At 65.0% G+C, this 14979-nt stretch carries 15 protein-coding genes; 13 read left to right on the top strand and 2 right to left on the bottom strand.

Translation table 11 applies throughout. The annotated features are described in order from the left end of the window. Positions 1–192: 192 nt before the first annotated feature. From F474_RS00785 to F474_RS00770, 4 genes are all read left to right on the top strand, one after another. Positions 193–699 carry a hypothetical protein gene (locus tag F474_RS00785; protein WP_165830246.1) on the top strand — a complete coding sequence of 169 codons (507 nt, stop codon included), beginning with the start codon at positions 193–195 and terminating at the stop codon, positions 697–699. An 11-nt stretch (positions 700–710) separates the two neighbouring features. After that, positions 711–1157: a DUF421 domain-containing protein gene (locus F474_RS00780; protein ID WP_097086486.1), complete on the top strand. Its 447-nt coding sequence runs from the start codon at positions 711–713 to the stop codon at positions 1155–1157. Between the two features lie 95 nt (positions 1158–1252). Continuing rightward, complete coding sequence (locus tag F474_RS00775) at positions 1253–1477, top strand: hypothetical protein (RefSeq protein ID WP_097086483.1); 225 nt, start codon at positions 1253–1255, stop codon at positions 1475–1477. 74 nt (positions 1478–1551) lie between these two features. Next, on the top strand, positions 1552–3909 hold the full coding sequence (locus F474_RS00770) for an FdhF/YdeP family oxidoreductase (RefSeq protein WP_097086481.1): 2358 nt from the start codon (positions 1552–1554) through the stop codon (positions 3907–3909). Positions 3910–3942: 33 nt separating this feature from the next. Here F474_RS00770 and F474_RS00765 read toward each other — a convergent pair whose 3' ends face one another. Next, positions 3943–4947 (bottom strand): GntR family transcriptional regulator, encoded by a 1005-nt coding sequence (locus F474_RS00765; RefSeq protein WP_097086479.1) that lies wholly within the window; start codon positions 4945–4947, stop codon positions 3943–3945. Positions 4948–5251: 304 nt separating this feature from the next. On the opposite strand from F474_RS00765, the gene F474_RS00760 reads away from it, so the two are divergent. From F474_RS00760 to mdtD, 9 genes are all read left to right on the top strand, one after another. Beyond that, a complete protein-coding gene (locus F474_RS00760) occupies positions 5252–6592 on the top strand; it encodes an amidase (RefSeq protein ID WP_097086478.1) in 1341 nt (446 codons plus the stop codon). 75 nt (positions 6593–6667) lie between these two features. Further along, on the top strand, positions 6668–7549 hold the full coding sequence (locus tag F474_RS00755) for a polysaccharide deacetylase (protein WP_097086476.1): 882 nt from the start codon (positions 6668–6670) through the stop codon (positions 7547–7549). A gap of 19 nt (positions 7550–7568) precedes the next feature. Further along, on the top strand, positions 7569–8912 hold the full coding sequence (locus tag F474_RS00750) for an MFS transporter (RefSeq protein WP_097086474.1): 1344 nt from the start codon (positions 7569–7571) through the stop codon (positions 8910–8912). A 13-nt stretch (positions 8913–8925) separates the two neighbouring features. After that, positions 8926–9693 (top strand): SDR family NAD(P)-dependent oxidoreductase, encoded by a 768-nt coding sequence (locus tag F474_RS00745; protein ID WP_097086472.1) that lies wholly within the window; start codon positions 8926–8928, stop codon positions 9691–9693. A gap of 9 nt (positions 9694–9702) precedes the next feature. Beyond that, positions 9703–10452: an SDR family NAD(P)-dependent oxidoreductase gene (locus F474_RS00740; protein ID WP_097086470.1), complete on the top strand. Its 750-nt coding sequence runs from the start codon at positions 9703–9705 to the stop codon at positions 10450–10452. A gap of 14 nt (positions 10453–10466) precedes the next feature. Then, positions 10467–10766: a hypothetical protein gene (locus F474_RS00735; protein WP_097086468.1), complete on the top strand. Its 300-nt coding sequence runs from the start codon at positions 10467–10469 to the stop codon at positions 10764–10766. Continuing rightward, a complete protein-coding gene (locus F474_RS00730; RefSeq protein ID WP_097086466.1) occupies positions 10763–11752 on the top strand; it encodes a GTP-binding protein in 990 nt (329 codons plus the stop codon). The genes F474_RS00735 and F474_RS00730 overlap by 4 nt, the downstream gene beginning before the upstream one ends. Then, complete coding sequence (locus F474_RS00725) at positions 11749–12930, top strand: PotD/PotF family extracellular solute-binding protein (protein WP_097086464.1); 1182 nt, start codon at positions 11749–11751, stop codon at positions 12928–12930. Before F474_RS00730 ends, F474_RS00725 begins: the two co-directional genes overlap by 4 nt. Further along, the gene (gene mdtD / locus F474_RS00720) at positions 12900–14294 is read left to right on the top strand and encodes a multidrug transporter subunit MdtD (RefSeq protein ID WP_256577794.1); all 1395 of its coding nucleotides are present in this window, start codon (positions 12900–12902) and stop codon (positions 14292–14294) included. The genes F474_RS00725 and mdtD overlap by 31 nt, the downstream gene beginning before the upstream one ends. Here mdtD and F474_RS00715 read toward each other — a convergent pair. Further along, positions 14275–14961 (bottom strand): tRNA (adenine(22)-N(1))-methyltransferase TrmK, encoded by a 687-nt coding sequence (locus F474_RS00715; RefSeq protein WP_097086462.1) that lies wholly within the window; start codon positions 14959–14961, stop codon positions 14275–14277. The two genes, mdtD and F474_RS00715, sit on opposite strands and share 20 nt — an antisense overlap. Positions 14962–14979 lie beyond the last annotated feature (18 nt).

The following is a 14979-nucleotide window of genomic DNA, read 5'->3' as shown; positions in this document are numbered from 1 at the left end:
CAGCCCGGCTATCGCTAGCTCCTACGGCGACGGGCGCAGGTATGGATGAGCGCTGCTGATCCAGGAAAATTCCTTCTGACCGACGAAAGTACCTACGCAGCGGCATTGTCGAACGGAATCTAAGCGAAACGGCTGTGTCGGAGCTTCATACCCGAGGCCTGCTAGGGGCCGCGCCGGGCACATGGACTGAACATGGCAGAAGACGAGCTACGCAATCGGCAGGGGCCGGTCGAAGAAGACATCGCGCTTCAACGCAAACGCTGGCGTTTCGAGCGCGCAGGTTTTATTGGTTTGTGGGTCGTGGTGGCGCTTGCCTTGGCCGGGCTATTTTCCACAGGCCCATTGAGCGACGTCGAAGCGCGCACTGCCGACGGGCGCCTGGTAGTGCACTACCAGCGTTTTAGCCGTAACGGCGCTCAAGACAACCTGGTGATCGAAGCCCACGGCCATCCTGATGAGATGCTCGCAATCTCACTGAGCGGCCGCTGGCTGGAAGGAATGTCGATCGAGGCGCTGAATCCTCAGCCTTCACCGCTGCGCAGCGAAAACCACGACCTGTTGATTCCGATGCGGGCCGATGCCAATGGCCTGGCCGTCGTGTACCTGACGCTGCGGTGCGATGGGGTCGGCCTCTATCAGGGCGCCGTTGCGCTCAAGGGCGCGCAGGCGATCACTGCGGCCAAATTCATCTACCCCTAGGAGCCTGCTGTATGGACGCTGTGCTGCGCGCCTGCGCGATGTACCTGGTGCTCATGATCCTGTTCAAGATAGCCGGGCGCCGCTCGTTGGCCGAACTCACCACATTCGACTTCATCTTGCTGTTGATCGTAGGGGAAGCTACCCAGCAGGCCTTGCTGGGTGACGACTTTTCCGTCACTAACGCGGCGATCATCATCGCTACCTTGATTACGATCGACATCACTTTTTCCCGGCTCAAACAGCGCTACAAGGGCTTGGCCCGGCTGCTCGACGGCGGCCCGACCATCATCGTGGAGAACGGCGAACCCTTGCGCAAACGCATGCAGGAAGCCCGCGTTACCGATGAGGACGTGTTGGCGGCGGCGCGTTTGAACCAGGGCATCGTGCAAATGAGCGATATCCGCTACGCGATCATCGAGCGCAATGGGTCAATCTCCATCATCCCGACCAAGCAGTGAGTGCGCCCTCAGCAGAGGGGGCGCGGCTGAAGGCAAACAGAACTCCCCACGCACGCCCGGCGTCATACCTAATGACAAGCCAAGGAGATAGCGACATGACCCGCAGCAACGAACCTAACCAAGCCCATAACGCCCCGCCCACGGATACTCAGGGCAAGCCGGTGGATGTGGTCGAGAAGGCCGCGCAAAAGCCTGACGGCCCTGCAAAGGACTTCGACAAGGTGATCACCCCTGCTGGTAATGCCGTAAAGGACGAGGACGCCAAGGCCTTGAACCGCAAAATCGATGAGGTGGAGCAAAAGCTGCGCAACACCCCCTGACGACATCCGCCGGCGCCCTTCCCCAAGGCGCCGGCATATCCTCCCCTGCCGCGCCGTTTCGGAGAATCACCGCCATGCAATTGATCCATTCCACCGCGCGCTTTCGCCCCTACACACACGCGTCGGGCGGCTGGGGGTCGGCGCATTCGGTGCTCAATATCCTCTGGCGAGAGCAAGCGATGGGTGCAGCTTCGGCGGCGTTGCTCAAGCAGAACAAACCCAAGGGCTTTGCCTGTGTCAGCTGCGCGTGGGCCAAGCCTGAACACCCTCACGCACTGGAGTTTTGTGAAAACGGCGCAAAAGCCACCGCCTGGGAGCTGACCTCCCGGCGCACCGGGCCGGATTTTTTCGACACCCATACCCTCACCGAGCTGCGGGATTGGAGCGACTACCAGCTCGAACAGCACGGGCGGCTGACCCACCCCATGCGTTACGATGCCGCCACTGACCGCTACCAGCAGGTGAGTTGGGAAACGGCATTCGAAGGCATTGGCCAGCAACTCAAAAGGTTGGAACCCGATAGCGTAGTGTTCTATGCCTCGGGGCGTGCCTCGCTGGAAACCTCCTTCATGTATCAGCTGTTCGCCCGCGCCTACGGCACCAACAACCTGCCCGACAGCTCGAACATGTGCCACGAGAGCACATCGGTAGGTTTGCAGCACAGTATCGGCGTACCGGTCGGCACCGTGACCCTGGCGGATTTCGAACACACCGACTGCATACTGTTCTTTGGCCAGAACGTGGGCAGCAATAGCCCGCGCATGCTCCATCCGCTTCAGGAGGCGCGCAAGCGCGGCATTCCCATCATCAGCTTTAACCCCTTGCGCGAACGGGGCCTTGAGCGCTTCGTCAACCCGCAGTCCCCCAAGGAAATGCTGGGCCCAGACTCCACAGCCATCAGCACGCAATACCATCAAGTGAAAATCGGCGGAGACCTGGCCGCTGTCGCCGGCATGATCAAGGCCATGGTTGCAATGGATCAACAAGCCCGTGCCGAAGGGCGCGAAGGCGTGATCGACCGCGCCTTTGTCGAGCAGCACACCGAAGGGTTAGAGCCGCTGCTCAGCGCTGTGGACGGCTACACCTGGACCGCCCTGGAGCAACGCAGCGGGTTGTCACGCTCGGCAATGGAAGCCGCTGCCTTCGTTTACGCCAGGGCCGAACGCGCCATGCTGGTGTATGGCATGGGCATCACCCAGCATCGCCAGGGCGTGCACAACGTGCAGATGCTGGTGAACCTCTTGTTGCTGCGCGGAAACATAGGCAAGCCCGGCGCGGGCATCTGCCCGGTACGCGGCCACTCCAACGTGCAGGGCCAGCGCACCGTCGGTATCACCGAAGACCCTGCCAAAGTGCCCGCCGACAAGCTGCAGGCGCTGTTCGGCATCCAAGTGCCGCCGCACAAGGGCCGGGCGACGGTCGAGGCCTGTGAAGGCATCGTCGACGGCTCGGTCAAGGGCTTTATCGGCCTGGGCGGTAACTTTCTCCGGGCAATCCCCGACACCGGCCGGATGGAGCCCGCCTGGGCGGGCCTTGCGTTGAACGTGCAAGTGGCTACCAAGCTCAATCGCAGCCATCTGGTACCGGCCGAACATACCTGGCTGCTGCCGTGCCTGGGTCGAATCGAGATCGATCGCCAGCAGGGCGTCGAGCAGGCCTATACCACCGAAGACAGCACGGGGGTCGTACGTGGCTGGCGTGGTACTCGCGAGCCTGGTAGCGAGTCATTGCTGGCCGAAGTGGCGATTGTCGCCGGCCTGGCCGAGGCCACCCTCGGGCAGGCCAGCGGCATCGACTGGGCAGGCTGGCGCGATGACTACTCGCGCATCCGCCAAGCCATCGCCCAGGTGTACCCTGCGATCTTTCACGACTTCGAGCAGCGCATGTGGCAACCCGGTGGTTTTCACCGCCCTCTGCCCGCAGTGCAGCGTGACTGGGCTACCCCTTCGGGCAAAGCGCAGTTCGTGACACCGCCTTCACTCGATGAAAACCAAGACGAACACGCTGCGGTGGCGGGGCAGCACGATGTGCTGCAGCTGATGACCCTACGCAGCAACGACCAGTTCAACACGACCGTGTATGGCTACGAAGACCGGTTCAGGGGCGTGAGCGGCACGCGCAGCGTGGTGTTTCTCAACCGCAATGATATCGAGCGGCTGGGGTTTCGCCCGGGCCAGTGGCTAACCCTGCGAACAGCGGTTGAGCCTGAGGTTCGGCGCGAAGTGGGCCCCCTGCAGATCATCGCCTACGACATTCCGGTGGGCTGCGCGGCGGCCTACTACCCCGAATGCAACCCACTGGTGCCTTTGTGGCACTACGCAGAAGGCAGCAAGGTACCAGCGGCTAAATCGGTGCCCGTTACGCTGCATGCCGCCCAGCCCGGTGCCCAGGGGGGCGCTCGGCAGATTCCGGAAAAAGACCAGGTGGTCTAGGGGCGCCCGCTACCCGGCGCACGCGCAGGCAGCCTAGGCCAGCCGCTCCAGGTATGAGGGTAGCGTGGGCTCGGGTAGCACCGACATCACCTTCAATCGCTGCAAGGTTCGCTCACGGGCACGCAGCAGGTGTTCACGCAAGCTCAATGCCGCCGAATCGGCGGTGCCGTACAGCAGCGATTCCAATACCAACCGATGTTCCACCAGCATGGCCTCGTCGTTACTGCTGCCCAGTGCCTGGTGCAACACGCGGCCGATGCTCATGGGGATCTGGCTCTGGCGGATGACCGCGGCCATGCGCCCGTTGCGCAAGCCGGCCAGGCAAGTCACATGCAGGTCTAGCTCCACTTGCTCGATCGCTGCCCGGGCCACTGCGCTGCCGGCCTGCTGCGCCGTAATCACCCGTTCGAGCATTGCCTGGAGCACCTCCCGGCCCAGCAAGCCAGCGCCTTGGCGCAGAGCGTCGGGTTCGAGCAACGCTCGAAGTTCGTAATCTTCGGTCACTGCCTGGGCAGTCAAGGGCCCCGCCAGCCACTGTGCATAGGGCTCTTTCTCGACCAGGCCGCGGTCACGCAGCCGCATCAGCGCCTCGCGCACCACGTTGCGGCTGACGTTCAGCGCCTCGGCGGCGCGTTGCTCATCCAACCGGTAATGGCCAAATACCATGAATGCTGCCACGCAGCTGGCCAGCTCGTCGTGAACGCGCTCGCCCAATGCCCGGGTGTCGATCAGTTCCTGGCGCGGCTCAAGCCCTAGGAGCTGGCGAGTCAGCGGCAAACGTTGGGGTGGGCTTTGCTCGCCAGCCGCATCGATTACATAGCCACGGCCTTCGAAACGCCGGATCAGCCCCTCCTCGTGCAGCAGCTGCAACGCTTGCCGCACCGGCACCCGGCTGGTGCCGAACAACGCTGCCAGGGGGGCTTCAACCAGCACCAGGCCTGGCGCCGCATGGCCCGCCACAATGGCATCGCGCAGCGTGTTGCGGATCATTTCGTAGCGTGAAGCGGAGCGGTCTTCCGGAACAGAGGCGGCGGGCATGTGCAGTGTCCATGGCGCAGAGGCCGGCAATTGTCTCACAGCTAACGCAGCCTCGCTGGCACTGGCACCACGGTAACAGCAAGAGCGCCGTGCAGTGGTGCACGTGTTACCGGAATGCCCATTAATGGATCATTTACCTCAATATCCATTTTTTATAGAGGGCGAGTCATTTTGGCGTTCAACGGCTGAACCAGGCTCACCAGAGCTATTCGCTCAAAAAAACCGATGCATTTTGAATAAGCTGGCACGAACTCTGCTCGATTAAACGTACATATTATTTATATATACGTTTAATGAGGTGATCATGGTGTTCGATGCGCTGGCCTTGGCCCAAGCGTTCGCACAAGGCCAGGCGGATCCGGTGGGTACACTTGAGGCAGCACTCCTGCGCGCGTTCGCCGCGCCGGAAGTGTTTATCGAGACCACGGTGGAGCGCGCACGCCGGGAAGCCCGTGCCGCCCATGAGCGCCTCATCGCTGGGCAGCCGCTGTCTGTTCTGGACGGTGTGCCCATTGCGTGGAAGGACCTCTTCGACATGCGGGGTACCCGCACCACGGCGGGCGCTCAGGTGCGGCGCCAGGGCGAGCCGGCGCTGCGCGACGCGGCGCTGGTCAACACGCTGACCCGCGCAGGGCTGGTGAACCTGGGCAAAACCAACCTCAGCGAGCTGGCCTACTCAGGCCTGGGCTTGAACCCGCATTTCGGCACCCCTTCCCTGCCCTGCGGCGATCAGCCCACGCGGGCGCCGGGTGGCTCTTCGAGCGGCTCGGCCATCGCGGTGGCCACGGGCATCGTGCCGCTGGCGATGGGCACCGACACGGCGGGCTCCATTCGCATACCGGCAGCCTTCAACGGCCTGATCGGCTACCGCGCGAGCCGCCAACGCTATGCCATGCAAGGTGTCTTCCCGCTGGCGCGCTCGCTCGATGCCCTCGGCCCGCTGGCCCACAGCGTGCGCGATGTACTGGCGCTCGACCAACTGCTCAGTGGCGCTCAAACCTCGCCACCGTTACCCCTCCCCGGGCTGCGCCTGAGGGTCGATACCGCCGTACTGCGCGACCCCCGCGTTGAGCCTGCCGTGCGGAACAACCTGATGGCAGCACTGGAGCGGCTGCGTACAGCGGGCGTGCTGGTCGAACAACGGCCGGTGGCAGCACTGCAGGCGTGCCTGGCCTTGATCGAAAAGCACGGCTGGCTGGGCAGCGCCGAAGCCTTCACGCTGCATCAGCACTTGCTCGACGGCCCCGAGGCCGAACGCCTCGACCCTCGCGTGCGCAAGCGCCTGGAGGCTGCTCGCCATGTGCCGGCCAGTACCCAATTGATGCTCAGCCAAGCTGCCGAAGATTTGCGCGAACAACTGCGCGATGAGCTCAACGGCGCGCTGCTGGTAACACCCACCGTAGGCCACGTGGCCCCACCGCTGGGGCCGTTGCTCGAAGACGACGAACTGTTCGCGCGTACCAACCTTGCCACGCTGCGCCTGACCATGCCCGGCAGCCTGCTGGACATGCCCGGCGTGGCGATGCCCAGCGGAAAGGACAACCAAGGCCTGCACACCAGCTTGCTGCTGGCCGCCCCCAGTGGCCAGGACACCGACCTGCTGCGCGCCGCGCTGGCGATCGAGCCTCTGGTTCGCAACCACTGAATTCATGCCTGCGCCGCGCGGGGGCCCGGCCTCGCACGGCGCGCGCTGACCCTCCGGGCACAGGAGCACTTACCCATGGCTAAAGAAATATTCGTCTCCATCGGCGTCGACGTCGACGCAGTGGCCGGTTGGCTGGGCTCGTACGGCGGCGAGGATTCCCCTGATGACATTTCCCGCGGCTTGTTCGCTGGCGAGGTCGGCGCCCCGCGACTGCTGAAACTGTTCGAGCGCTATGGCCTGCGCACCACATGGTTCATCCCCGGGCATTCGGTGGAGACCTTTCCTGAGCAGATGAAAGCCGTGGCCGCCGCCGGCCACGAAATCGGTATTCACGGCTACAGCCATGAAAACCCCATCGCCATGACACCTGAGCAGGAAGAAATCGTGCTCGACAAGTCTATCGCGCTGATCACCGAGCTGGCCGGCAAGCGGCCCACCGGTTACGTGGCGCCTTGGTGGGAATTCAGCAACGTCACCAACGAGCTGTTGCTGAAAAAGGGCATCAAGTATGACCACAGCCTGATGCACAACGACTTCAGCCCTTACTACGTTCGGGTCAAGGACAGCTGGACCAAGATCGACTACAGCGCCCACCCCGATGCCTGGATGAAGCCACTGGTGCGGGGGCAGGAAACTGACTTGGTTGAGATCCCGGCCAACTGGTACCTGGACGACCTGCCGCCGATGATGTTCATCAAGAAGGCGCCCAACAGCCACGGTTTCGTCAACCCTCGGGACATCGAGCAAATGTGGCGCGACCAGTTCGACTGGGTGTACCGCGAAATGGACTATGCCGTGTTCCCCATCACCATTCACCCGGACGTGTCTGGCCGGCCCCAGGTGCTGCTGATGCTCGAACGCCTGATCGAATACATCAAGGACCATGAAGGCGTGCGTTTCACCACCATGGATGAAATCGCCGACGACTTCCTCGCGCGCAACCCCCGCCAACGCTGACCCCACCCGGAGCCTGACCATGACCACTCACATCGCAACGCCGGCACTGGACGCCTTCGAGCCCGTGCCGCTGGCGCCCAGGGATGTTGTCTATGCCACCTGGATCGCGTTCTTCGCCTGGGTTTTCGCTGTCTACGACTTCATCCTGTTCGGCACGCTGTTGCCGGTGATGGGTGGGCACTATCAATGGAGCCAGGCCGAGCAGGCCGAGATCGCCACCTGGGTAGCGGTGGGCGGCGCGGTGGTGGCTTTTGCCATCGGCCCATTGGTAGACCGCATCGGCCGCCGCGGCGGCATCATGTTCACCATCGGCGGTGCGGCCCTGTGCTCGGCGCTGACGGCGGTGTGTGCCGGCATGGGCAAGGGTGCGCTGATCGGTGTGCGCTCGGTGGCCGGGCTGGGCTATGCCGAAGAAGGTGTCAACGCCACCTACCTCACCGAGATCTATGCCGCATCCGATGACCCCAAGCTGGTCAAGCGCCGCGGCTTCATCTACAGCCTGGTGCAAAGTGGCTGGCCGGTAGGCGCGCTGATCGCGGCCGGCCTGACTGCCCTGCTACTGCCTCACATCGGCTGGCAGGGTTGTTTCATCTTCGCCGCTGTGCCGGCGTTTGTAATTGCAGTGCTGGCACGCAAGCTCAAAGAAAGCCCGCAGTTTCAGGTGCACCAGCGCATCGCACGCCTGCGCAAGGCCGGCCAGGCCGAGCAGGCGCGCAGCCTGGCGCTGGCGCACGGGGTGGATTACGACGAGCACGCCAAGGCCGGGGTTGCTGCAGCCTTTCGCGGTGCAGCGCTACGCCCGACCGTGGTGCTGAGCCTGGCCATCCTGCTGAACTGGTCGGCGATCCAGGTGTTCAGCGTGTTGGGTACTTCGGTGATCGTCAGCGTGCACGGGTTGTCATTCGAAAACTCCCTGTGGATTCTGGTGCTGTCGAACCTGGTGGGCTTCATCGGCTACCTGTTTCACGGCTGGCTGGGCGACCGCATCGGCCGGCGCAACACCGTGGCGCTGGGCTGGATGCTCGGTGGGCTGGCGTTCTTCGCCATGATCCAGGCGCCCAGCCAGTTGGCAACCGTGGTGGCACTGTACAGCCTGGGGCTGTTTTTCCTCACAGGGCCCTATTCGGCGATGTTGTTCTTCATGGGCGAAAGCTTCCCCACCAGCATCCGCGCGACCGGCGGCGCCATCGTGCATGCCATGGGCCCGGTGGGCGCGATCCTGGCCGGCCTGGGTATCACCGGCGTGCTTTCGGGCGGCGGCGACTGGCATGGTGCGGCGCTGTGGTTCGGGGCCCTGCCGTGCTTTCTATCCGGGCTGGTGATGTGGGCGGCACGCCATGTCGAGCCCACCAGCATCAAATGACGGAGACTTTCACATGACTTCATCGAACCCCGTCGCCCTGATCACCGGCGCCGCCAGCGGTATCGGCCAGGCCCTGGCCGTGGCCTACGCCGAACAGGGCGTGCGCGTGATCGGCGGCTATTTCAGCGGAGACCCGCATGACCCAGGCCACACCGAAGCCTTGGTTGAGCAGGCCGGCGGCCAATGCCTGATGCAGGCTTCAGACGTGACCGACAGCGCTTCGCTCGACGCACTGGCGTCAGCGGCCATCGCGCACTTCGGCCGCCTCGACTATGCCGTAGCCAATGCCGGCCTGCTGCGCCGCGCGCCCCTGCTGGAGATGACCGACGAGCGCTGGAACGAAATGCTCGACGTCGACCTCACCGGTGTGATGCGCACCTTTCGCGCCGCCGCGCGGTACCTGCCGGCCGGGGGAGCCTTGGTGGCCATTTCCTCGATCGCCGGGGGCGTGTACGGCTGGCAGGATCATGCCCACTACGCCGCAGCCAAGGCAGGCGTGCCAGGGTTGTGCCGGTCGCTTGCGGTGGAGCTGGCAAGCCGCGGTATCCGCTGCAATGCGGTGATCCCAGGGCTGATCGAAACCCCGCAATCGCTGGATGCCAAGAACTCCCTGGGGCCCGAGGGCCTGGCACAGGCCGCACGCGCCATCCCACTGGGGCGGGTGGGCAAGGCGCGCGAGGTCGCTGACCTGGTGCGCTTTCTCACCAGCGAGCAGGCCAGCTACATCACCGGGCAAAGCCTGATCATCGACGGCGGCCTGACCATCCGCTGGCCAGAGTAGGAGCTGAACATGGCAGCACTGCAACGACGCCGCGCGGTGATCACCGGCGCGGCCAGCGGCATCGGCGCCGCTATCGCCCAGGCCTACGCCCAGGCGGGCGCTCAGCTGGTTTTGTGCGACCGCGATGCGGCGCGCCTGGCCGAGGTGGCCACGCGCTGCCGAGCGGTGGGCGTGGCGGTGGCCGAATCGGTTGCCGACGTCGGCACCCGCGAAGGCGCCCAGGCCGGGGTAGACGCTTGCGTAGCCGCCTACGGCGGTATCGACATACTGGTCAACAACGCAGGCATGCTGACCCAGGCGCCCTGTGTGGAGCTCACTCAGGCCATGTGGGACGACATGCTGCGGGTCGACCTCACCAGCGTCTTCATCGCCAGCCAGCGGGCCTTGCCATACATGCTCGCGCAGCGCTGGGGCCGCATCATCAACGTCGCATCGCAGCTGGGCATCAAAGGTGGCGCCGAGTTATGCCATTACGCAGCGGCCAAGGCGGGGGTGATCGGGTTCACCAAATCGCTGGCCCTGGAGGTCAGCGGGCAGAACGTGCTGGTCAACGCCATCGCCCCGGGGCCGATCGAGACGGCCCTGGTCGATGGCATCAGCCAGGCCTGGAAAACCGCCAAGGCCAAGGAGCTGCCGCTGGGGCGCTTCGGCCGCGCCGAAGAGGTCGCACCGGTGGCGGTACTGCTGGCCAGTGAGCCGGGGGGCAACCTCTTCGTGGGGCAGACCTTGGGGCCCAATTCCGGCGATGTCATGCCATGAGCAGGAGGTGAACGATGTGCGGGCTGTGTGGCTTGATCGGCGAGGATGGCCATTGGAGCGACCCCCTGGGCGATAGCCTGCCACGGCGGCGCGAGCGCCTGCGCAGGCTGGCGGCGATCAACCAGGTGCTGGCGCCGTTTCGCCTGAAAGTGTCGGATGTGCAAGGCGCCTCGTACCTGATTCAGGGCCCGACCGGCCGCCAGGCGCTGGCCACCGGGCTGGATGAGCTGTGGCAGCAGGCCGAGGCGGTGATCGGCAAGCCGCTGGACCCACTTGCCGGGAACATCCTTGATGCCTTGGAGGCTGCGCGATGAGCTTGCCGGTAAGCGTAGTCACCGGGTTTCTGGGCAGCGGCAAGACCACGCTGCTGAAGCGGCTGCTGGCCGGTGAGGCCTTGGGTGATACGGCGCTGCTGATCAACGAGTTCGGCGAGGTGGGCATCGACCATTTGCTCGTGGAAGAAGTGGCCCCCGGCACCGTGCTGCTACCCGGCGGCTGCGTGTGTTGTTCGGTGCAGGGCGACTTGAAGCAGGCCCTGCTCGACCTGCATGGCCGCCGCGCCCGTGGCGAGGTGCCGGCGTTCAAGCGGGTAATACTGGAAACCACGGGCCTTGCCAACCCTGCTCCGATCATTGCCACCCTGCTGCGCGACGCGCACCTGCGCGGGCGCTTTCACCTAGGGTTGACGGTCGCGGTCGTAGACGCGGAGCAGGCTGAGCTGCAACGGCGCCTGCACCCGGAATGGTTGGTGCAGGTCACTGCCGCCGACCGCCTGCTGATCAGCAAGGCCGACCGCGTCGAGCCTCGCGCCGTCGACGCCTTGGTGCAGCGCTTGGCAGCACTCAACCCGGGCGCTTCGCAGGCCCTTGCCAGTGATGTGCAGCAGGGGGATCAACTGCTGCTGGGTGAAGGCCTGCGCGGCCAAGGCCCCGAACAGGAAGTCGCCCGCTGGCAATTGTTCACGCCTGTGGCTTCGGGCCCCCACGGTGGTGCCGAGGTATGCTGCCTGGAGTTCGACCGGCCGCTGGACTGGGTGGCCTTTGGGGTGTGGCTGTCGATGCTGCTAAGATGCCACGGCGAACGTATTCTCAGGGTCAAGGGCCTGCTTGACGTGATCGACTCCAGCCAACCCATCGTGATTCATGGCGTGCAGCACAGCCTGCATGCTCCGGTGCACCTGCCGGCCTGGCCCGGCGGTGAGCCACGCTCGCGCTTGGTGTTCATCGTGCGCGGCCTCGACACCCAGGCACTGCGCCGGTCCTTCGCGGCCTTTCTTGGCAGGCTGGGGCAGGCGGCATGACGGCCAAGGTCACCCTGCGTGTACTGGGCACCTCCGTCACCTTGCTCGAATCGATCCGCCTTCGCGCCGAACAGGAGCTGGGCATCGAGCTGGTCTATCAGATCCACGACGCTCAAACCGCGCAGCGCATCGCGGTGATGCAACCGCACACCTACGACCTCTACGACCAGTGGTTTCACAACGTCGATTTCGTCTGGCCGGCCGGTGCGATCCAGCCCATCGATACACGCCGGGTTGCGCTCTGGGACGAGATCAACGACTTGCCCAAGCGCGGCCGCCTGCACCCTGGCGACACCCTGGCCAACGGCGGCCTGCCGTGCGACCGGCTCTACGTGCAGCACGACGGTAGCCTGGGCAGCACGCCTACCGGGTCGATCAGCATGCTGCCATTGACCCACAACGCCGACAGCTTTGCCTACCGCCCGGAGCACCTGCCCAAGGCTCTGGCCGGGCAGCCTGAGAGCTGGGCCTGGTTGCTCGACGAGCGCTGGTGCGGGCACGTGGCGTTGCAGAGCGATGCGGCGATTGGCGCACTGGATGCCGCGCTGGCGGTCCAGGCCAGTGGCCTGGCGCAGTTCGCCAACATCGGCAACTTGCGGCTGGAAGAAATCGACACCTTGGCGAGCTTTCTCATTCAGCGCCAGCGCCACCGCCATTTCGCGGCTTTCTGGGGCGATGATCGAGAAGCCGGTGAGTTGATGCTCGGGCCGGCCGTCCATATCCAGAGCCTGTGGTCGCCCACACTCATGCAACTGCACCGCGCCGGCATCCAGTATCGGCTGGCCATCCCCCGGGAGGGCTACCGGGCCTGGTTCGGTGGGCTGTCGTTGTCGCGCTGCGTGCAGGGGCCGGTTAAAGACGCCGCCTATGCCTACCTGAACTGGTGGCTGGCCGGTTGGCCGGGCGCCGTCATGGCGCGCCAGGGGTTCTATATTTCCAACCCGCCGCGGGCGCGCGATCACCTCAGTTCCGCCGAATGGGACTACTGGTACGCCGGGCTGCCCGCCCGTGAACAGCTGATGGGCAGCGATGGCCAGCCGCTGATCGAAGCCGGAGAGGTGCGCGAGGGCGGCGCCTACGAACAGCGCATGGGCCACATTGGTGTATGGAACGCGGTGATGGACGAACATAACTACCTGGTGCGCAAGTGGGCGGACTTTCTCCGCGCGGGGCGTTGAACGGCGCATTGGGCCACACCGACCCCCGCCTGCGCTGGCAGCTGTGGATCGTGGCCTTCGGTTTTTTCATGCAGACGCTGGACACGACCATCGTCAACACCGCCCTGCCCTCGATGGCCGCAAGCCTTGGGGAAAGCCCGCTGCGGATGCACGGGGTGATCGTCGCCTATGTGCTGACCGTGGCAGTCACGCTGCCGGTCAGTGGGTGGCTGGCCGACCGCTTCGGTGGGCGCAACGTGTTTCTTGCTGCAATTGTGCTGTTCAGCTTCGGCTCGCTCTGTTGCGCCTGCGCCGGTTCGCTGCAACAGCTGGAGGCGGCGCGGGTGGTGCAAGGCATCGGCGGTGCGATGATGGTGCCGGTCGGCCGCCTGACAGTGCTCAAGCTAGTGCCGCGGGACCAGTACCTCGCCGCCATGGCCTTCGTGACGTTGCCCGGGCAGATCGGGCCGCTGCTGGGGCCAGCGCTGGGCGGTGTGCTGGTGCAGTACGCCAGCTGGCACTGGATTTTCCTGATCAACCTGCCGGTGGGCGTGGTGGGTGCCGTTGCCACCTGGCGCTGGCTACCGAACCTGACCCTGCCGCCCAAGCGCTTCGACTTCGTCGGTTATGCCCTGCTGGGCGTGGCCATGGCCGCTCTCACCCTGGCGCTGGAAGGCCACCATACACCAGTGGCGCTGCTGGCACTGCTGGCGGCAGGCCTGGCTACCGCCTTGCTCTACCTGGCCCATGCCCGCGGGAACGCTCACGCCCTGTTCAGCCTGAAGCTGTTCGACAGCCGGGTGTTCTCGATGGGGTTGCTTGGCGGCTTCTACGGCCGCATCGGCAGCGCCATGCTGCCGTTTCTGGTGCCGATGTACCTGCAACTGGGGCTCGGCTTCGCGCCAGCGCATGCCGGGTTGATGATGGTGCCCCTGGTATTGGGCAACATGGGCGTCAAACGCTTGGTGGTGCGGGTGGTCAACCGCTTCGGTTACCGCTGCGTGCTGGTCGGCGCCACGCTGGCGCTTGCCGCGTTGGTATTGCTACTGCCATTGGCCGCTCGCCTGGCCATGCCCTGGGCGATCCCGGCGGTGCTGCTGGTCATCGGCATGGTCAATGGCGTGCGGTTTTCCACCATGAACAACCTCACCCTCAAGGAGCTGCCAGACGAGCTCGCCAGCAGCGGCAACAGCCTGATGTCAATGACGCAGCAACTGACCATGAGCATCGGCGTGACGGTCGCTGGCTTGTTGCTCGCTGCGGCCGCGGCGGGCAGCGGCCTGCAAGGGGGGTTCGCCATGGTGTGGCTGGGCGTGGCGATCATCACCGCGCTGCCAGCGCTGGTGTTCTGGCAGGTGCCCGACGCTAGCCCAGCAGCTCGCTGATCCAGTGAATGTGCAGGTGCACCTGCTCCAGCTTGGCCGCCGGCACCGCCTGCCGAGCGCGGCCGAAGTTGGCCAGCGTTTGCTGCCGCTGCCCGAGCATGCGTTGCCACTTATTAATGAACGCATCGCCACGCTCTTTCAACAGCAGGGGCCCGAAGTACAGCTCGCGCTCGCTGTAGGCTACCGGCCCGTCGGGTTCGGCGACGATGATTTCGTAGTCGAAGCGGTGTTCGCGCAACACCTGCTCGGCAACGATGCGGTACCCGTGCTCCATCAGCCACCGGCGCAGCGGCTGCTCACCCCCATTGGGCTGCATCACCAGCCGCTCGCCGCCGTTGAGCCGTGCCTTGCCAGCCTGGAGAATGTCGCGGATGGTTTCCCCACCCATGCCGCACAGGCTGATGGCCGTGAGCCGGTCGCTTGCGTGCACGCCTGCCAACCCATCGCCCTGGCGCACGCTCACCCACTGTTCCACGCCCTGCTTGCGCACCGTGCGCTGTGCTGCAGCGAAAGGGGTGCTAGCCACCTCCACTGCAATGGCGTGCTCGATGGCGCGCCGGCTAGCCAGCACCGCTGGCAAGTAGGCGTGGTCGGAGCCGATATCGGCCAGCCGCGCGCCGGCCGGGATCAGCTCGGCGACGCGCGACAGGCGCTTGGATAAGGTCATTGGCAGGTTCAAGAACAA

Source organism: Pseudomonas sp. URIL14HWK12:I12, from assembly GCF_003097135.1.
GTDB lineage: Bacteria > Pseudomonadota > Gammaproteobacteria > Pseudomonadales > Pseudomonadaceae > Aquipseudomonas.
The sequence above is the reverse complement of the archived record's forward strand: the minus strand, read 5'-3'. Positions and strand labels throughout refer to the sequence as shown.